The following is a 17,861-nucleotide window of genomic DNA, read 5'->3' as shown; positions in this document are numbered from 1 at the left end:
TCGGTTGGGTGCGGCAGGCCCGATGCCGTGCTTGGTGGCTGTGCATCGGATCAGCCGAGGTGCAGAGCGGAGGCGAACTGAGAGAGCGCGGTGGCGCCCTGGGAGATCAGTCCGCCGAGGTTGTTGACCATGTGCGCGGCGGCGGTGGGGTTCTTGAAGACGAAGACGATGACGATCGCGCCGAGCACGTAGCGCGGCCACTTCCTGGGCTGCGAAAACATCAGCGAACCTCCCCCGACTGTTCGCTATACAAGTGGTACATGTATAGGTAACGACCCTGCTCGACCACCTGTCAAGTCCCTTCTGCTTGTGGCGCGTCGGCCTCGTGCCGGCCTGACGTGACCAAGGCTCCCCGTCGGCAAGGCCTCGCAGTAGATGACAGCAGGTGACTGGAGATGACTGTCAGCCCTTGTCAGGGCGCGCTGAACCGGCAGAATGGCAGGCCAGTAAACATGTGCGACCTGTTCTGCTAGGAGCGCCGGTGACCACCCCGTTGCGAGCACAGCGGGAACGCCGCGGCTGGACCAAGACACAGCTCGACGCACGCCTGCGCGGCGCCGCCAAGAGGCGCGGCGAGACGCTCCCCCAGCCTGAGAGCCTCGCCCGACAGATCGCGCGCTGGGAGAACGGCCACGGCGGGATGACCCAGCTCTACCAGGAGCTGTTCTGCGAGGTGTACGGCTGCTCTCCGGCCGAACTCGGCTTCGTAACGTCCGCCGAACCGGTCACGCCCGACCTCGAGCCGGCCGACGAACTGGCGGTAGAGCTGGCGCGAGCGTCATCCGTAGACGCCGGCGTCGCGAAGCTTCTCCAGGCCCAGACCGACGGCATCCGCCTCCTCGACGCCCGCCAAGGCGCACAGCTCATCCGGGCTCAGATGGCCGCGCACATCACCCACATCGAAGAACTCAACCGACACGCCGTACGGCCGGGCGTACGCGGCCTGCTCGCCAAGGTGCTCGCCGACACATCCGCCCTCGCCGGCTGGCAGGCACTCGACGTCGGCACGCCCCGCGAATCATGGGAGCACTTCGAACGCGCGAAGGCCGCAGCCCGCGAGGCCGAAGACTCATCGCTCCTCGCCTTCGCCACCGCCGAACAGGCCTACGTCCTGCTCGACCTAGGCGACGCGACACAGGCCGCCGAACTGGTGGCCTACGCCCGCGAGCAAGCCGGAACGGCGGTACCCGCCTTAATGCGAACCTGGCTCGCCGCCGCGCACGCCGAGATGTCCACCGCCAGCGACAACGCCGACGCCGCGCGACTCGCGCTCGACGAAGCGAGCGACCTCCTCCCCGCCGAATCTGACGACGTGCTGCCTTACCTCGTACTCAACGAGACCCACCTCGCCCGCTGGCGCGGCAACTGCCTCGCGCGACTCGGCGACGAAGACGCCATCGAAGAACTCACCGCCGGCCTCGCCGCCGTCGCCGGCACCTACGCCCGCGCCGAGGCCGGCGTCCGCATCGACCTCGCCACCGCCTTACTGGTACGCGGCGAACAGGCGGCAGCTGAAGAGCAACTACGCGCCGCACGCCTCCTGGTCAGCCGCACCGGATCGTTTCGCCAGAAGCGCCGGATCGTAACCCTTACCGAGCGCGAGCGGTAATCCGAACGTCGGCCTGTAGGCCGGGTTCTTAACCGGCAGGTCTCTGAGCTGCGTCCACGCTGCCCCCTTGTCGCTGGCCTGGGCGGGATGGTCTCGGCTGTTCTCAACGTTTCGCGCGTGATCGCGAGGCGATGTGCCCTCGCAGATCTGGGTGATCTTCGCTGCGCCAGTGGTCGACCTGAGCTTCTACCTACGAGCATGGCGTCTGATCTGCGGTGACGCTTGTGGATGTCTTCCGGCGTCTTCCGCTGGTTTCCGTGCGCTCACGGAACTGAGACGGAGCACGCTTGCCCCGGCGCTGCAGTAGTTGGTGAACTGCCAAGGGGATTTTGCTGACCTCGTCTGTCTCGTCGATCGCGCCTCTGGCCTGCGGCAAAGGTGTCTGGGCATTTCTCGTCGTTTCACGCTCGATCACGTCGTCGTGTGCCCTGGATGTGCCCCGCCTGCGCTGGAGCGTTGCGCTGGTGGCCAGCTCCGGCCAGGTGAGCGGCGTTTCGGATCATCCGAGGAGCTTCTACTCGTCTCTGTAGGTAACCGGTTCACCTGGTGTTATGCGGCATTAGTTGCAATCAACGCAGCTTGCGTCTGGTCCGGTTTTCGCGCCACAAGTGGTGCCTATGGCACGTAGGGTGACCATTGTGCTGGAGGTTGAGGCGGGCGAGCTGCTCCTGGTGCGCTTCTCCCCAATGAACGTGCCAAAACTTGTCGAGGATGCCGAAGACTCTGCGGATGAGCTGGTGGCGCGGGGCGAGAAGCCGATCTACTCCATCTCGACCTTTGGCCTGGTCAAGACGCCTGACGCCAGCGTGGAAGATCTCATCGTGCGGATCTGCGCTGAAGCCCCATGTGGCGGCAAGACGATCTGGTTGACGACCGGCTCCGCCTTGACCGAAGCTGGCTTCGAACCCAGGCTGTCCGAGCCGCCGCCGCATCATTACGATGTGGTACTGGGCGAACGATTGCTCGTGTCGGACGTTGAAAGACTCGTCAAGTCCTTCGAGCCCGGACGGGAGAAGAACCCCGCATGGAGGAAAAAGCGATCGTGATCAGGCCGCCTGTGGTGAGGATCCAGATCGACCTGAACGCGCGGAGCAGCGACGGCTACGTGAGAGCTCGCTTGTCGCGCGCTGACGGCCCAGTCGTGTCTGGGGACCAGGTCCAGGTGTACGAGCCGGATGACCGTGTCGCTGCACCAGCCCGCGTAGCGCGGATTGATCACCATCGAGGCTTCGTCTACCTGGATGTGGACTGGGCCCGGCTGGATGATGATGATCACGTACAAGTCCCGGTGGTTCTTGTCGCGAGTTCTCGTGGCCTGGTGAGTAACGCAGCAACCGCGCGGACGATGCGGCTATCCGTGACGGAGCGTGTTCGGGCAACTGCGTTCGTGCCAGTAGGAGACCCTGGGCCGCTGACGAGTCACCAAACACGATCGGCAACCGTACCTTCGCGTATTACCAAGAAAGATGTGACGGCCGCCTAGTGAAGATCCTTGCCTGTCTCCTGTGTGACCGTGCGACGATTCGCGAAGGTCTACTCCACATCCTCGGCGGCGGCGCTACCCTCCTTGGCCGCCCCAACTTGCCTGCGGCCTTGGACGTGGATCTGGCGTTGCTTCTGCAGCCAGATGATCCTGAAGAGGTTCTCGGGGACCATCGAATCGGAATCACTGTCGCACCGGAGGGCGGTTCCACAGTCGCGCAGGTTGAGTTTGCGTTGATGGCTGCTTCCCTCGATCCTTTCCCTGACCCGATGCCAAACCTGCCGATTTCGGTACCACTGCGTAACGTTGCTGTAAGTGCGTACGGTCGTTACATCGCGCGTGTGGTGTACGACCAGACTGTTTTGAACGAGCTTCGTTTTTCGGTGGACAAGCAGACTTCCCCTGGGGTGACCCAAGCAGCTGATTCGACCGGTCCCTGAGATCGCCAACGCCCTACGTTGCTTTGGGCTGGCCAGGTGCGTGGCGAGAGCTGCGGCCGGTCTCCGCCAGGGCGAGGCGTTCGGGTTGGTCCTAGACCGCATCGACTCCGAGCTAGGGATGATCACCGTTGACCAACAGGTCGTCGTGATCGACAGGCGGCCGGTGCTGGCCTCGCCGAAGACCTCGGCGTCGATCCGGGACGTACCGATGCCGGTCTTCCTGAGTGACGCGATCGACGAGCACGTCCAGGCGCTCCAGCTCGGCGCTGACGCGGTGCTGTGCCGTACTCCGCGCGGTGGTCTGCTGCGGCGGGACTATTACAACAAGCGGATATGGAAGCCAGCGATCAAGGCGGTCGGCCTACCCGAGGACACCCCGTTCCACGATCTGCGGCACCCCTTCGCCAGTACGGCGCTCGCCGGGGGCGTACCGATCTCCGAGGTCTCGCGGTGGCTCGGGCACAAGTCGATCACGACGACGGTGGACCTGTACGGGCACCTGGTGCCGGAGGCCGGCGGCCGGGCTCGTGACGCGCTGGACAAGGCGTTCGGGCTCGCGCTCGATGTGCCCTCAAAGTGCCCTGACGGGGGTGCCTGACGTGCTGCGCTCCAGGTCAGCGGGGTGGATGACGGACGAGTCGGCCTGTAGGCCGGGTTCTTAACCGGCAGGTCTCTGAGCTGCGTCCACGCTGCTCCCCTGTCGCTGGCCTGGGCGGGATGGTCTCGGCTGTTCTCAACGTTTCGCGCGTGATCGCGAGGCGATGTGCCCTCGCAGATCTGGGTGATCTTCGCTATGCCAGTAGTCGACCTGAGCTTCTACCCGCGATCATGGCGCTGACCTGTGGTCATGCCTGTGGATGTCTTCCGGCGTCTTCCGCTGGCTTCCGGGCGCTCACGGAACTGAGACGGAGCGCGCTTGCCCCCGGCACGGTAGTAGTTGTGAACTGTGCCGTAGGCAGTCACGACCTGCGGCACGATCACTGACAACGTTCTGAGCTGGGTGAAGCCTGCCAACGTCTGTCATCAGTTGTCGACCGTTCTCGGGCCCATGCGCCCTCGCTGTGTCCCTGTGACACAAGATGATCTTCATGACGTGGGACAGATTGCATTTTGTCCATGGTGTCTCCTGGCATCCTGGATCACATGCGTCAAGCGGACTGGATTCAGACGGTAATCGGCAGTCTCGGGGTTCTGGCCACTCTGGGCGTGGCGTGGATGGTGTATCGACTAGAGAAGAAAGAACGTAAAGCGGATAAAGCTGAATCGAGAGCTCTTCAGGAGAAGGCCCACAAGGAAGCTCAAGAGCGTGAACGCCAAACCCATCTAGACCAAAAAGAACGCGAACAGCGCGAGCTTCGAAGAATGCAACATCAAGACGATTACCGAGCCGCCAGAGAGGCACTGAACTCCATAGACGGCATATTTGAGAAAGTCTCACGCGGTAGTCTTCTCACACGATCACAAGCGGCAGATTTGCGACTGGTAGAGCTAGGCGAAAAATTGAAGGCCATAGGCAAGAGAGTTGAACGACTCTATCCGCCACTGACCTCAGTTGTTTATTCGGTTAGCGTACTGGACGCGGCTAGCCTGCCTGACGAGAGAGAACTCTCGTACGCTCTGAGGAGCGACGGAGTCGACAACAAAGAGCTTTATAGCGTGATGAAACGTTCAATTGAAGCCGCAGTCGTTCAATACGAGACAGCAAAGGAAGGACTGGCGGGCGTGAAAAAAGCACGAGATGCTATCGCTAAAGAGTGGGGCAGTTAGTAGCAATAAAAGCAGTGGGAGGGGCGGGCGCGATCTTTGGCCGGTGTCCTGCCTTGGGGCGGGAGCCCGGGGGCACTCAAGCTGTCCGGCGGAATCGGGCTGGTCTGCCTACCCGTGGTTTCCCGAGTCGTGCCCCCGGGCTTAGGGACCCGCCCCAAGGGAGGTGGGTAAAGATCGTGACCGCCCCGGCTTCGCGCGGACACCTCGGCCGGAAGCCTTCCTTCGGCGCGCGATGCGGTGGCCGGCCCCTGGTCGCCCAGTTCGCCATCCGGCTCTGTGCTGCTGTGCGGATTGGGCGGCCCGCTATCCGCCGCTTGTCCGCGCCAGCCGACAGGCTGCGAAGCCCGCCCGTCCCGGAGCGGAGCCTCAGCGGAACGGAGGGCAGGTGCCGAGTCGGCGGCGCGTGCGGCCCGTTTGTCGGGCCGCCTTGAAGCTGTACAGGAAGTTTGCACAGGCTCTGAAGGGGGCCCGATTATGCAACCGACGTGCTGCAGTCTAGGGGGCCGCTGGTCGCGTGAGTCGACTCATGGAAGGCGCCTCACGCATCCCTCCGAGACGCTAGAACGATTCGGCCCTTGCCGTGGACTACTTCAACGAGTCCGCGGCCGTCGAGTTCGCCGAGTGCCGAACGGATGGTATTGCGAGAGGCCTGAAATTGTTCGGCTAGCTGCGCCTCACCAGGTAGCTGCGATCCAGCCGGGTAGTCACCGGCTTCGATGGCCTCGATCAGCTCAGCCGCGATGCGCCGGTAGCGGGGAGTCCTGTCCGCCTGTTGCTCGCTCCGAACGATCCGGCCGACAGCCGGAAGAGTGTCAACGAGACCGTCAGCCTCCAGCTTCTTCAGCGCCTCGCGGGCAGTACCTCGAGCTACTCCGAACTCTGCCGACACCGCTGCCTCGGAGGGAAGCTTGTCACCTGGTTTGAGTTCGCCTGTGCGGATGCGGTCGCGCAGGGCAGCAGCGATCTTGAGGTAGACGGCATCGCTGCTCTTAGGCCTGGCCACCTGGCTCCTTCCACCTTCCACGATCGTCCGTGGAGCCGACAGCATCCACGCGTGGCTCCTGCTCGGCGCAGAGAGGTCCAGAGTAGAGGGCAGTGTTCATGCGTGGACGCTGCCAGGCGCTGGCTGGTCACGGTTGTAGGTCACGAAGTCGTGGAACTCACTCCCGCTCATGTGGTCGAACCGGACCAGCGCAGCGTCGACGAACAGAAGTAGGTCCGTATCGGTGGTCGCGACGTAGCACGACCCGTCGTCTCGCTTCCAGAGTGGGACACCCTGGACCTCGTTCGGAAGGCGTGTCCACCCCGACAGAGATTCACTCGGCGGAATGATCAATGCAGTGCCCTTCGTTTCGGCGCTATTAGTGGCGATGAGGGCTGAGCGAGCGTCCCGACAAGGCGCATCGTGGACGGCCTTGAGCTGCCTGTCGATGATGTGCCAGCGCGCTCCGGTTGTGAGGGGATGCGGGACGTCTGCCCCTCAACAGACGCCCCGCATCCCGGGGGGACCGGCTGCCCACTGTCAGGGTCAGCGGACAGCCGGGAAAGGTCCGCACGGCCGGCTTCGTCGGGGGCCGTCGTCGGCCGTGCGGAGTCTTCATGAGAGGACGCGGATGATCGAGCCGGTCAACTCGTCCGGGTCGGGCGCGTCGACGAGGCACCATCGGTCGCCAGCGCGAACCATCGCCCACCAGCGGCGGGTGAAGGGACCGAACCATACGACGGCGGAGGGGAATCGGCGCCTCAGGATCGAGGTGGTCGCGATGATGTCGCCGCCGACCGGCGGTGTAAGCCCGTCGACGAGCGTGGCCGCCGTCATGGGACCGGCTCCGCGTCCCTGCCGTCGAGGCGGAGGACGCGAGCGAGACGCTCGGCCGTCCGTTCGATGTCTTCGGCCGGTCCGAGGTACTCCAGCTCGGGCGGTGCTTCCCTCGTCGCTCCCGCCCACATCCAGTACCACGCGAGGTGGCCGGAGTCGTCCCACTGGCAGAGCACCGTCTGCTTGAGTCCGGGGCTCATCCTGGCCCCTCGGGTGTCCTGCTGCGCCGATGGATCGGCAGCGCTGTTCTTCGCCATCACCATGCGCGTCCCGAATGGCTCGGCGGACAGTCCGCGAGCGGTGAGGGCCACCGCAAGGGCCCTGATGTGCTTGGTGATCGTCTCGGGGGTTGCGTCCGATCCTGGCTTCATGACTCGCCCATCCCGCCTCTCCTTGCGTAGTGTCCGTGGACATGTGGGGCCGCAACGGAGATGAGACCGCTGACCGGGGCTATCGCATAAGCCCGCACCGGTTAACAGGCGCGTGTTAACCGAGGGGGTGAGTCGGCCTCGGTGAGCGATGCTTACGGCGTGACATGGGACGGTGACGACGCGGAAGCGATGACGCCGCTACGGCAGGCGCGGGCGGAGTTCGGGTGGAAGGTACCCCGCCTCATTTCGGTGCTGAGACGGTGCGCCGGACAGGCGGGTATCACGCTCGGCGACGACAAGACCTTGAAGACTACGATCTCACGCCACGAGAACGGCCGGGTCCGGCCCGGTGAGGAATGGCGGAAGCTGTATCGCCTCGCGTACGGCCGGACGGACGAGGAACTCGGATTCGGACCGACGGGCCAGCTTCCCGACCGCGTCGCTCCGCTAGATGACCTCCGCGATCGGCTCGCCGCCGCCAGGCGTGTCGACATGCCGCTCGTCCTGCAGATGCACCGCCAGGTGCACCAAATCCGCATTCTCGACCGGCGGCTGGGCGCTCCTTCACTCTTGGAGCAGACCCGATCGGTGATCGCGACGCTCGCCGACCTCGTCTCACACAGCCTCCAGCCGTCCGTACGGCAAGCACTCGCTACGGCTCTGTCGGATGCCGGCGCTCTGGCCGCCTGGCAGGCGCTCGACGTCGGCGCGATTCAGCAGGCCTGGAACCATTACGAGATCGCCAAGACCGCAGCACGCGAGGCGGACTCTCCGATGCTGCTCGCGCATGCCATGGGCGAGCAGGCGTACGCCCTCCACGACCTCGGCCGGCTCACAGATGCGCTCCACCTCGTACGAGCGGCTCAGGCCCTCACGAAGCGCGGGCCGGCCTTGCTGCTCTGTTGGCTACGGGCCGTCGAGGGCGAGATTCAGGCCTCTCTCGCCGACGACGAATGTCGCCGAACCCTCGAGCACTCGGCGGCGCTCCTCCCGGCCGAGACCGTCGATCCACAGCTGCCCTTCATCGCACTGAACGAAGCGCATCACGCGCGCTGGCGCGGTCACTGTCTGGCTCGGATCGGCGATCCCGGTGCGATCCACCATCTGACGACCGCGCTGGACCACATGGACACCGCATTCGTACGCGCGGCGGCCGGTCTGCGATGCGACCTCGCCCAAGCGTTCCTCACACGGGGCGAACTCGACGAGGCACGACAGCACCTCCGAGCCGCCAAGATGCTCGCGAATCAGGTCGGATCGGTACGGCAGCGCAGACGCCTCATGAGCATGGGCCTCGCCGCCTAAGAGGCTGTTCCCTGCCCGCGCTGCGCGAGGATGTACAGCAGCCCGACGAGAGAGCCTGACCCGAGAACCTCGCCCCTGCTGATCAGCCCGAACACCTCACTCATCGGGACCCATCCGATGCGGGCTGCCTCTTCCAGGTCGGTCGGCTCGCCCACCAGCTCGGCCCCGCGGCCGACGTAGATCTCATGCGGCGTGTCCACCATGCCGACCATCGGTTGGAAGCTCAGCGCGTGCTTCAGAGGCGCCGGCTGCCATCCGGTCTCTTCCCGGACCTCACGGGCCGCGGCGACCGCCCCGTCTTCGTCCTTCTCGACGATGCCTCCGGGGAGCTCCCAGCCCCAGGAGTCGTCGACGAAGCGGTGACGCCACATCATCAGCACCTCGTCGGCGTCGTTCAGGACCAGGGCCACCGCCACCCGCTGGAGCCGTACGACGTGGTATTCGAAGCGGTTGCCGTCCGGCGGCTCGATATCGACCAGGGTCAGCCGGACCCACGGATTGTCGTAGATCGTGCGCTCGCCGAAGACCTTTGTCCTCAACTCTTCAGGACGCTCGTCACTGCTCACCTTCGGAACCTACCGCCATGTCCTACTTGTTGCCATCGGCTAAGCGACAGCACGTCGCTCGACGTCACGCACAGATGCCTGTCAGAGGTCGAGGACCTCGACCGCTTTCTGGTGCATTGCCCGGTCGGTGCCTGGTCGACAGAGGACGAGCACCCGGCCGGCGACTCCGTACCTGCACCTATCCCGTGATAGCGAGTGTCGACGCAGGCAGGAGTGGTTCGGTGGAGCGTACGGTCTTATGCCGACGATGTTAGTGACGCCGCGTCAGGAGGTCTGAAATGCCCGGCGTCTCGTATGGTCCGGATGGCCCACCGTGCAGTCCGCCTCCGCAGCAACCGGGCGTGAGGGTGCCGCGCGGAGAGTCGACTGAGTCCGGCAAGGGCCTGTTCGGCGTGCTGCTGGATCGCAGTTTCGACGAACTCGTGACCGTTAGGTTGCTCCGGACCCTCTACACATTCGCGCTGGTGTGCCTCACCGGAATCAACTCGGTGATGTTCCTCTTCGGCTGGTCACTGGCCGCCGGATCGTTCTGGCCGGCCTTGGGCTGGGTGATGGTGACCGGCGTGCCTGCACTGTGGCTTGCCCAGCTCGTCGCCACGCGGGTGGCGATTGAGTACCTGATCGTCCAGTACCGGATCAGCCAGGACCTCGTGACGGTGCGAGAGGCCGTCAAGGGCCTGCGGGGATGACCTCATGACCTGCGGCCGGTGTGGCGCTCACCTGCGGTCGAGCCAGTGCCCACGGTGCTCGGCCCTTACGCCCGAAGTCTCGCATCCACCAGCGCCACCTCCGTCTCCGAACGCGGTCCCATTCACCGAGTGGACCGCACAACAGCACAGCCGTCTCGCCAGCGGCCAGGGCGTGCCCGCGCTGAGCAATGCCGCGCTGTCCCGGAGCGTCTCCGGTCGGGGCACAGCGATGGCGTGCGCGGCCGCCTGGAGCCTCCCGTACGGCGTCGTCATGCTGGTGAGCGCCTCCATGACGGCAAGCGCGGCGTACCACCACTACGTCAGCAACCCCGACCGGTGGGGTCCTCCCCCGCCGTACATGACGTACATGCTCATCCCCGGCGCCCTGATATGGCTGATCTGTACGCTCGCCGAGGTTGTGTTGGCGCGCTCGCTCGGCAGTGCGTATCCGCCGCTGGGTCCACTGGCCGGGATTCCAGAATCCGCGCTGCCTCAAGTCGCCCGGAGTGTGATGCGGGGCTTGGACCGCCGGCTCGGAAGCGGCGGCGGCTGCGCGGCACTGATCGCCATGATGGTCGCGGGCCCAGCGCTCGTGCTCACCTGGTCGTTCGTCACCGCTCACGCCATGGCGCTATGGCTGCTCGTCCTCGCGGCGGCCACCGCGGCGGACCTGGTGAAGGTCGTACGGACGCTACGCCGGCGCCTCTGCGGGCTTGAGACTGGCGTCACGCGTGGAGATGTCGCGTATGACCCAAATCACGGTGAGTGAGGGTGAGCCGGGCCTTCACAGAGACTGACCGCCTCAATCCGCAGCCCGAGTTCTCGGTCGCTGCAGAGCCTGGCTTTGTTCGCGAGTCCTGGCAGTTGTGCGGGAGTTTGAGCACCGCCCAGATCCGGCATGGGTCGATGCTCGCGAGTTTCGGCACCACCCGCTACGGCACCCTTGCGCCGTCGGCCGTGCACATGCAAGCCGGTGCGACGTTGGTGGGCAGTTACGCCGCCCGGGCAGCGCGGCAGCATGCACTCGGCGGCGAAGGAGTGCGTTATCCCTTCGCTTGTGAAGTCGACCTCCTCCGGCCGTTGCCGGAGCTGGCCGAAAGATAGCCGATACGTTCCTGCTATCGGCGAGGAAGACCGGATCCTGCCATAAATCCGTGATTGAGCCGCTGATGGTCTCTGTACCGGCATGATGTCATAGCGGGGTGTGATCGCATGGCTACGAGGAACGGGGTCCGATGTCGGCTAGCCGGTTCATTGGGGTGGGTGTTGGTGACTACGCGGGCGCTCCAGATCGTCATCTTGCTCATGCTGTTCCAGATGTGGCCGACGTGTCTGCACTGCTTGGCGGCTTCTCTTGTGAGGTGCTGCGTAATCCCGCCGAGACCGCGCTGCGTGATCGCCTGAAGAAGCTGAAGGGGTCGATGATGGGCGGTCCGTTGATGCTGATGTGGAGTGGCCACGGGGTCGGGTCGGTGGCGGACAGTCTGCGCTTGCTGGCGACGGACAGCGACGCGGATGCTGTCGGCGGGTTGGGGGTGAGTGATGTCGCCGGCCCTTGTGCGTTGTCGGGCGCGGCCCAGGTGTTGTTCGTCATCGACACTTGTTTTTCCGGAGCTGGGGTAGCGGCGGGTGAGGTCGCGCATCGGCTGATGCAGACGGCCTCGCCCCAAGGACGCCACGTATGGGTGGGAGTTTTGACGTCCTGTATGGATGTGGAGACGGCTCGTGATGGCTTGTTCGGCCGGGTGCTGCGCAAGGTGCTGGAAGAAGGCCCAGATGATCCTGACCTTAGGGTGACGCGCTGGTCCAAGCACAGCCGCTTCGTCCGTGGTGATGACGTGTGTGATGGTGTGTTGAAGGAATGGACCAGCGACGTTCAGCGGCCGGAGTTCGCCGCGCGTGGCAGCGCATGGTGGATGTTCGAGAACCCCCTATGGGAGCCGGGCGCACCGGAACAGGTGGTGGAGCATCTGTTGTTGGCGGCGCGTGGTGGCCATCGGACTGATGAACGATCGTGGTTCACCGGGCGTACCAATGAGGTGAACCAGGTCGTCGCCTGGGTCACTTCGACCTCGCCAGGGCTTCATGTGGTGACGGGATCGGCGGGGACAGGAAAGTCGGCGATCGCGGGCCGGGTGGTCAGCCTGTCCAATCCGCAAGAACGGCAACGACTGCTGAACGAGGGGCACGCGTGGGAGCACGACGATCCAGGCGAGCGCTCGGTGCACGCGCATGCGCATGCTCGGGGCTTGACCTCGGATCGCTTGGCTGAGGTGCTGGCGGATCAACTGGTGACCAGCAAGGTGCTTCAGCGACAGGACGCCCCGCGTAACGCGAGCGAATTGGTCGGCCAGGTGCAGAGCGTCGTTGAACACGGCGCTCAGCCGCCGGTGCTGGTGATCGACGGTTTGGATGAGGCGCGCGGGGAGGCGTTCGCGATCGCGGAGGACCTGCTGGTGCGGTTGGCACGGTTCGCCGTGGTGATCGTGTCGACTCGCGAGCTAAGCCGTGGTGATGAACGACCGTCCCTTCTGGGGATCCTGGCGCCGGAGGCAGCAGCCGTCGATCTTGATGATCCCGCAGTGCAAGCGCGTGGCCAGCAGGACGTGGCTGCGTACGTGGCGGCCCGGCTAAGCGGGGTAGCTGCAGCGATGGACCCGGTCAAGATCGGTGACTACCTGGCGGGAATAGGATGACGACTCGACGTGCGCCGTTCTTGCTGGCCCGGCTGGCGACCGACCAATTGCTGGCCGCGCCTATCGACACCTCTCAGTCGGACTGGCGTGCTCGGGTGAGCACGAGCATCGAGGCGGCATTCGAGTTCGATCTAGCCCGCGTGGGCGAGCCGGTCCATCGTCCGCTGGCCGACGATCTAGATGTAGCGGGACTTGCCCGAGCGGTGCTGGTCGCCTTGACATGGGGGTTCGGGGCGGGTTTGCCCGAGGGCGAGTGGGCGGAGATCGCCCACGCCATAGCACCGGTATTCGAATCCGATCGTGATGACGTGCTGTGGGTGCTGGAGCAGTTGGGCCGCTACATAGTCCAGGACGGTGAGGACGGTACCGCCGTGTATCGTCTCGCCCATCAAAGCTTGGCCGATCACTTGCGGCCTCCGTATCAGGCGGGGCACGAGCAGCCGTTCGATCCGCAGGCACTACCGGTGGCCCGAGCGCTGACCGATCGCTATCGGGAGCTGTTGGAGGCCGACGTGCCAGCCAATGCTCCGGGTTACCTATGGCGTTATTTGTGGCGTCATGCCGCTGCTGCAGGCCCATCAGGGATTGAGCTTCTACGCGGGTTGGCAACTCTTAGTACGGACTTGGAACCCGACGTTGCCACGGCAGCCCTGCAAGTCGCCGCGGTGCTAAGTCACTGGGGGCATCGGGTCGACGCTGTCAGCCTGGCCGAGGAGGCCGTCGAGTTGTGGCGGGAGCAGGCCGCGACCAACCCCGCCTACCTGCCTAACCTCGCCAGCGCACTGAACAGCCTCGGCCTCCGTTATAGCGAGGTGGGGCGCCGCGATGACGCCATCACCCCGGCCGAGGAGGCCGTCGAGCTTTACCGAGAGCAAGCCACAACCAACCCCGCCTACCTGCCTAACCTCGCCGGCGCACTGACCAACCTCGGCGCCTGCTACAGCGCGGTGGGACGCCGCGCTGACGCCATCACCCCGGCCGAGGAGGCCGTCGAGCTTTACCGAGAGCAAGCCACAACCAACCCCGCCTACCTGCCTAACCTCGCCGGCACGCTGACCAACCTCGGCACCTGCTACAGCGCGGTGGGACGCCGCGCTGACGCCATCACCCCGATCGAGGAGGCCGTCGAGCTTTACCGAGAGCAAGCCACAACCAACCCCGCCTACCTGCCTGACCTCGCCCTGACACTGAACAACCTCGGCGCCTGCTACAGCGCGGTGGGGCGCCGCGATGACGCCGTCACCCCGATCGAGGAGGCCGTCGAGCTGTGGCGGGAGCAGGCCGCAACCAACCCCGCCTGCCTGCCTGACCTCGCCATGACACTGAACAACCTCGGCACCTGCTACAGCGAGGTGGGGCGCCGCGCTGACGCCATCACCCCGACCGAGCAGGCCATCGAGCTTTACCGAGAGCAAGCCACAACCAACCCCGCCTACCTGCCTAACCTCGCCATGACACTGACCAACCTCGGCGCCTGCTACAGCGCGGTGGGACGCCGCGCTGACGCCATCATCCCGGCCGAGGAGGCCGTCGAGCTTTACCGAGAGCAAGCCGCAACCAACCCCGCCTACCTGCCTGACCTCGCCCTGACACTGAACAACGTCGGCCTCCGTTATAGCGAGGTGGGGCGCCGCGCTGACGCCATCATCCCGACCGAGCAGGCCGTCGAGCTTTATCGAGAGCAGGCCGCAACCAACCGCGCCTACCTGCCTGACCTCGCCATGACACTGAACAACCTCGGCACCTGCTACAGCGCGGTGGGGCGCCGCGATGACGCCATCACCCCGACCGAGGAGGCCGTCGAGTTGTGGCGGGAGCAGGCCGCAACCAACCGCGCCTACCTGCCTGACCTCGCCGGCACGCTGACCAACCTCGGCGCCCGTTATAGCGAGGTGGGGCGCCGCGCTGACGCCATCATCCCGGCCGAGGAGGCCGTCGAGCTTTACCGAGAGCAGGCCGCAACCAACTCCGCCTACCTGCCTAACCTCGCCGGCGCACTGACCAACCTCGGCGCCTGCTACAGCGCGGTGGGGCGCCGCGCTGACGCCATCATCCCGGCCGAGGAGGCCGTCGAGCTTTACCGAGAGCAGGCCACAACCAACCCCGCCAACCTGCCTGACCTCGCCGGCGCACTGACCAACCTCGGCATCTGCTACAGCGCGGTGGGGCGCCGCGCTGACGCCATCACCCCGACCGAGGAGGCCGTCGAGCTTTACCGAGAGCAAGCCATAACCAACCCCGCCTACCTGCCTGACCTCGCCGGCGCACTGACCAACCTCGGCGCCTGCTACAGCGCGGTGGGACGCCGCGCTGACGCCATCACCCCGACCGAGCAGGCCATCGAGCTTTACCGAGAGCAAGCCACAACCAACCCCGCCTACCTGCCTAACCTCGCCGGCGCACTGACCAACCTCGGCACCTGCTACAGCGCGGCGGGAATGCTGGATCGGCTCGAACCGGTCTGGCGTGATGTTGTCGCGGGCTTGCGGTCGCAGGACGCCGCGTTCTTGTTGATGTTCCGGGCGAGTGCTGCCGAGGCTGGGGATCCTGACGTCGTCCGATGGCTGACTGCCGGACTTGCACTGGCGGAGAACAACCGTAGCCTGCTGCGAGGCCTGCATGACCAGGCCCGCAGGCACCGTACTGCCAACAAGGAAGCATTCGATCTGGCCTGGCGGGAACAGGGAAACCAGGGACTGCCCGGCTGGCTGACCCTCGACCCGGCGCTCCTCTCGGCCGCTGACTCATGGATTGCCACCCCTACCTATACCGATGAGGGCGATCATCTGATCGCCCATCCTGAGTTGCTCGAGCCTTCCGCCGATGACGCGGTGCACGAAGCGCTGATGGCAATCGATGAAGACAAGGCAGGCCGCTACCAGGCTATGCACGCGGCCGCGCGGACCAGCGGAGCCGAGGCCGCCTACCGACCCCTGCTCCTGACCATCCTCGCCTACGAGTTCGCCACCGCGAGCCCGAACAGCCAGCGGTCTCTTCTGCTCGACCGTCGAACAGACCTATTCACCGACATCGTCACCGGAGCCTTCGCCCGGATGGCCGATAACAACCCAATGGCCGCGCAACGGGCGGTCGCACTCCTCGCACTCGCCGCCACCGACGATCACGAACCCGTTCTGGACGCACTCGAAGACCCGGTGCGTTTCCCCGAATTGCTACGCAGCCTCACCCACCGCGCCGATCCCACCGCGCTCGCCGCAGCGGCGACGGTCGCCTACACCGCGGCGACCACCGATCAGCAGGCCGCCACCGCCCTCTTCTACCTCGCCACCAGTCGTGCGATCTCCAGAGACGCGGACCAGGCCGCTGAACTACTCGCCCAAGCCCGCCGAGCAGCCCCGGAGCAGTCCCCGGCCTGGATCGCCTCACTCGCTGACATTGGAGCTCGCCACCCCGCCGTTCTTCCTCTCATCCCGGCCCTGGCTTCCCCTCTATCCCCATCCGGCGACGACCCGACCGCTACCTCAAAATCCCGGTCAGACGGCCCGAGTGAGGACTCCATATGACCCCCACCGATCTGATCGTCGTGCTGCCCGGGATCATGGGCAGCGCCCTGCGTCGGCACGGCAAACTTGTATGGGCACCATCAGCCGGCACAGCCATCCGTGCCATCTGCACCCTCGGGCGATCCCTCACCGACCTGAGATTGCCCGAAGGCGTCGGCGACGATCACCCCGGTGACGATGTCGAACCGGCCGGGCTGATGCCCGACTTGCACGTCCTGCCCGGCATCTGGACTCCCGTGAAAGGCTATGACGTCCTGCTGAAGCGGCTGCGTTCGCTCGGCTACCGCGAAACCCTGACTCACCCGGGCGCCACGCCGGGGAACCTGCTCCCGGTCGGCTATGACTGGCGGCTATCCAACCGATACAACGGAGCCCGCCTGGGCACCATCGTCGAACCGGCCCTCCAACGCTGGCGCGCCCAAGGCAGCCAATACGCCGACGCGCAACTGATCTTCGTCTGCCACTCCATGGGCGGCCTAGTAGCCCGCTGGTACATAGAGCACTGCGGAGGGGCCGACATCACCCGCAAGCTCATCACGCTCGGCACTCCCTATCGCGGCGCCCCCAAGGCTCTGGAACAACTCGTCAACGGCGTCAGCAAGGCCTTCGGCCCGCTCAGCACCCACCTCACCGACTTCGCTACCAGCCTGCCCGCACTCCATCAACTTCTGCCTGAATACGCCTGCATTGAACACCACGGCACGCTCGCGAAAATTGCCGAAGTGCATCCCCCAGGCTTGAACAGGCAGATGACACGTGACGCGGCGCTCTTCCACACTCAACTGCGCGACGCCGAAACCAACCGTCCCGATAGCCTGAACTCCACGCACGCCATCGTCGGCATGCAACAATCCACCACCAGCACCGTCCGCCTAGCTGACGGCCTAGTCGTTCCCCTCGACACCTACCAAGGCGACAACCTGTTCGGGGACGCCACCGTACCGATCGTCGGGGCCTGCCGGCCTGACGTTCCCATGGACAGCAACACCCTCCGCCGCATCCCCGACAAGCACGGCAACCTACACCGCAATCGGGCCGCACTCGACGAACTCGAAGGCGTCCTCACCGCCCGAAACATTCACATCAGAGCACCTGACACCATTCACGCACGCGTACACGTTCCGGAGTTCGCCCTCGCCGGTCAACCCCTACCCATCGAGGCCACCCTCAGCAATAATCACCAAGTCGCCTGTCGAATCACCGTCACCAACGAGACCGGCCAACTCATCCAAGCCCGCGTGATCACACCACCGCACCGCACGTTCATTGAGGGACTCCCACCCGGGGCCTACACGATCGACTTCAACGGACTCAACCCCACTCCCCCCATCAGTCCAGTCAGCAGCACAACTTTGATATGGGACCCGACAATAACCACCTAGATTCACGGGAATAACTTCAATCAGCAACCCAGAGTTTGCAACTCGTCGGCGGCATCCATGGAATCGGCTAAACACCGCTCATCGGCGTGACAAGACGCCCAGAGGACGACATCGCCAGATCAAACGTTGCGATACTGAGACATCGAGTAAGAACAAATCGATGTGTAGATTCACAGATGAATCCACTTCTCGCGGATATCGATCACGAAG

Annotated in this window: 17 protein-coding genes; 12 read left to right on the top strand and 5 right to left on the bottom strand. The window is 65.1% G+C overall.

Features of this window, described 5'->3' with window-relative positions; translation table 11 throughout:
- Nucleotides 1-50: 50 nt before the first annotated feature.
- Nucleotides 51-221 (bottom strand): hypothetical protein, encoded by a 171-nt coding sequence (locus AB0L00_RS05030; RefSeq protein ID WP_364428479.1) that lies wholly within the window; start codon nucleotides 219-221, stop codon nucleotides 51-53.
- Nucleotides 222-409: 188 nt separating this feature from the next.
- On the opposite strand from AB0L00_RS05030, the gene AB0L00_RS05025 reads away from it, so the two are divergent.
- The 5 genes from AB0L00_RS05025 (at nucleotide 410) to AB0L00_RS05005 (ending at nucleotide 5,299) form a co-directional block, all read left to right on the top strand.
- The gene (locus tag AB0L00_RS05025) at nucleotides 410-1,609 is read left to right on the top strand and encodes an XRE family transcriptional regulator (protein WP_364428477.1); all 1,200 of its coding nucleotides are present in this window, start codon (nucleotides 410-412) and stop codon (nucleotides 1,607-1,609) included.
- Nucleotides 1,610-2,238: 629 nt separating this feature from the next.
- Entirely contained in the window at nucleotides 2,239-2,655 is a 417-nt protein-coding gene (locus tag AB0L00_RS05020; RefSeq protein WP_364428474.1) for a hypothetical protein, read from the top strand.
- Between the two features lie 436 nt (nucleotides 2,656-3,091).
- On the top strand, nucleotides 3,092-3,532 hold the full coding sequence (locus tag AB0L00_RS05015; protein ID WP_364428472.1) for a hypothetical protein: 441 nt from the start codon (nucleotides 3,092-3,094) through the stop codon (nucleotides 3,530-3,532).
- Between the two features lie 40 nt (nucleotides 3,533-3,572).
- Nucleotides 3,573-4,130, top strand: coding sequence for a site-specific integrase (locus tag AB0L00_RS05010; RefSeq protein WP_364428469.1), 558 nt, complete (start codon nucleotides 3,573-3,575; stop codon nucleotides 4,128-4,130).
- Between the two features lie 545 nt (nucleotides 4,131-4,675).
- Nucleotides 4,676-5,299: a hypothetical protein gene (locus tag AB0L00_RS05005; RefSeq protein WP_364428467.1), complete on the top strand. Its 624-nt coding sequence runs from the start codon at nucleotides 4,676-4,678 to the stop codon at nucleotides 5,297-5,299.
- 538 nt (nucleotides 5,300-5,837) lie between these two features.
- Here the strand turns inward: AB0L00_RS05005 and AB0L00_RS05000 are convergent.
- The 3 genes from AB0L00_RS05000 to AB0L00_RS04990 form a co-directional block, all read right to left on the bottom strand.
- Entirely contained in the window at nucleotides 5,838-6,302 is a 465-nt protein-coding gene (locus tag AB0L00_RS05000) for a GntR family transcriptional regulator (RefSeq protein ID WP_364428464.1), read from the bottom strand.
- Nucleotides 6,303-6,896: 594 nt separating this feature from the next.
- Complete coding sequence (locus tag AB0L00_RS04995) at nucleotides 6,897-7,118, bottom strand: hypothetical protein (protein ID WP_364428461.1); 222 nt, start codon at nucleotides 7,116-7,118, stop codon at nucleotides 6,897-6,899.
- Entirely contained in the window at nucleotides 7,115-7,489 is a 375-nt protein-coding gene (locus tag AB0L00_RS04990; RefSeq protein ID WP_364428458.1) for a hypothetical protein, read from the bottom strand. Before AB0L00_RS04990 ends, AB0L00_RS04995 begins: the two co-directional genes overlap by 4 nt.
- Before the next feature lie 141 nt (nucleotides 7,490-7,630).
- Here AB0L00_RS04990 and AB0L00_RS04985 point away from each other — a divergent pair, with 141 nt between their 5' ends.
- Entirely contained in the window at nucleotides 7,631-8,794 is a 1,164-nt protein-coding gene (locus AB0L00_RS04985; RefSeq protein ID WP_364428455.1) for an XRE family transcriptional regulator, read from the top strand.
- Here AB0L00_RS04985 and AB0L00_RS04980 read toward each other — a convergent pair.
- Nucleotides 8,791-9,360: an NUDIX hydrolase gene (locus AB0L00_RS04980; protein ID WP_364428452.1), complete on the bottom strand. Its 570-nt coding sequence runs from the start codon at nucleotides 9,358-9,360 to the stop codon at nucleotides 8,791-8,793. The two genes, AB0L00_RS04985 and AB0L00_RS04980, sit on opposite strands and share 4 nt — an antisense overlap.
- Before the next feature lie 341 nt (nucleotides 9,361-9,701).
- On the opposite strand from AB0L00_RS04980, the gene AB0L00_RS04975 reads away from it, so the two are divergent.
- The 6 genes from AB0L00_RS04975 to AB0L00_RS04950 all read left to right on the top strand — a co-directional run bounded on the left by AB0L00_RS04975 (nucleotide 9,702) and on the right by AB0L00_RS04950 (nucleotide 17,651).
- Nucleotides 9,702-10,049, top strand: coding sequence for a DUF4282 domain-containing protein (locus tag AB0L00_RS04975; protein ID WP_364428449.1), 348 nt, complete (start codon nucleotides 9,702-9,704; stop codon nucleotides 10,047-10,049).
- 271 nt (nucleotides 10,050-10,320) lie between these two features.
- Nucleotides 10,321-10,818: a hypothetical protein gene (locus tag AB0L00_RS04970; RefSeq protein WP_364428446.1), complete on the top strand. Its 498-nt coding sequence runs from the start codon at nucleotides 10,321-10,323 to the stop codon at nucleotides 10,816-10,818.
- Between the two features lie 2 nt (nucleotides 10,819-10,820).
- Nucleotides 10,821-11,153: a hypothetical protein gene (locus tag AB0L00_RS04965; RefSeq protein WP_364428444.1), complete on the top strand. Its 333-nt coding sequence runs from the start codon at nucleotides 10,821-10,823 to the stop codon at nucleotides 11,151-11,153.
- A 224-nt stretch (nucleotides 11,154-11,377) separates the two neighbouring features.
- Nucleotides 11,378-12,745 (top strand): ATP-binding protein, encoded by a 1,368-nt coding sequence (locus AB0L00_RS04960; protein WP_364428441.1) that lies wholly within the window; start codon nucleotides 11,378-11,380, stop codon nucleotides 12,743-12,745.
- Nucleotides 12,742-16,269: a tetratricopeptide repeat protein gene (locus AB0L00_RS04955; RefSeq protein WP_364428438.1), complete on the top strand. Its 3,528-nt coding sequence runs from the start codon at nucleotides 12,742-12,744 to the stop codon at nucleotides 16,267-16,269. The genes AB0L00_RS04960 and AB0L00_RS04955 overlap by 4 nt, the downstream gene beginning before the upstream one ends.
- On the top strand, nucleotides 16,266-17,651 hold the full coding sequence (locus AB0L00_RS04950; RefSeq protein WP_364428435.1) for a hypothetical protein: 1,386 nt from the start codon (nucleotides 16,266-16,268) through the stop codon (nucleotides 17,649-17,651). Before AB0L00_RS04955 ends, AB0L00_RS04950 begins: the two co-directional genes overlap by 4 nt.
- Nucleotides 17,652-17,861: the final 210 nt, after the last annotated feature.

This window comes from Actinoallomurus sp. NPDC052308, assembly GCF_040679195.1.
Taxonomy (GTDB): Bacteria; Actinomycetota; Actinomycetes; order Streptosporangiales; family Streptosporangiaceae; genus Actinoallomurus; species Actinoallomurus liliacearum.
The sequence above is the reverse complement of the archived record's forward strand: the minus strand, read 5'-3'. Positions and strand labels throughout refer to the sequence as shown.

What these genes read in the sequence shown, in the direction of transcription:
- AB0L00_RS05030 (WP_364428479.1), bottom strand. Translation starts at nt 221, where the DNA reads ATGTTTTCGCAGCCCAGGAAGTGGCCGCGCTACGTGCTCGGCGCGATC.
- AB0L00_RS05005 (WP_364428467.1), top strand. Translation starts at nt 4,676, where the DNA reads ATGCGTCAAGCGGACTGGATTCAGACGGTAATCGGCAGTCTCGGGGTT.
- AB0L00_RS04995 (WP_364428461.1), bottom strand. Translation starts at nt 7,118, where the DNA reads ATGACGGCGGCCACGCTCGTCGACGGGCTTACACCGCCGGTCGGCGGC.
- AB0L00_RS04990 (WP_364428458.1), bottom strand. Translation starts at nt 7,489, where the DNA reads ATGAAGCCAGGATCGGACGCAACCCCCGAGACGATCACCAAGCACATC.
- AB0L00_RS04970 (WP_364428446.1), top strand. Translation starts at nt 10,321, where the DNA reads ATGCTGGTGAGCGCCTCCATGACGGCAAGCGCGGCGTACCACCACTAC.
- AB0L00_RS04955 (WP_364428438.1), top strand. Translation starts at nt 12,742, where the DNA reads ATGACGACTCGACGTGCGCCGTTCTTGCTGGCCCGGCTGGCGACCGAC.
- AB0L00_RS04950 (WP_364428435.1), top strand. Translation starts at nt 16,266, where the DNA reads ATGACCCCCACCGATCTGATCGTCGTGCTGCCCGGGATCATGGGCAGC.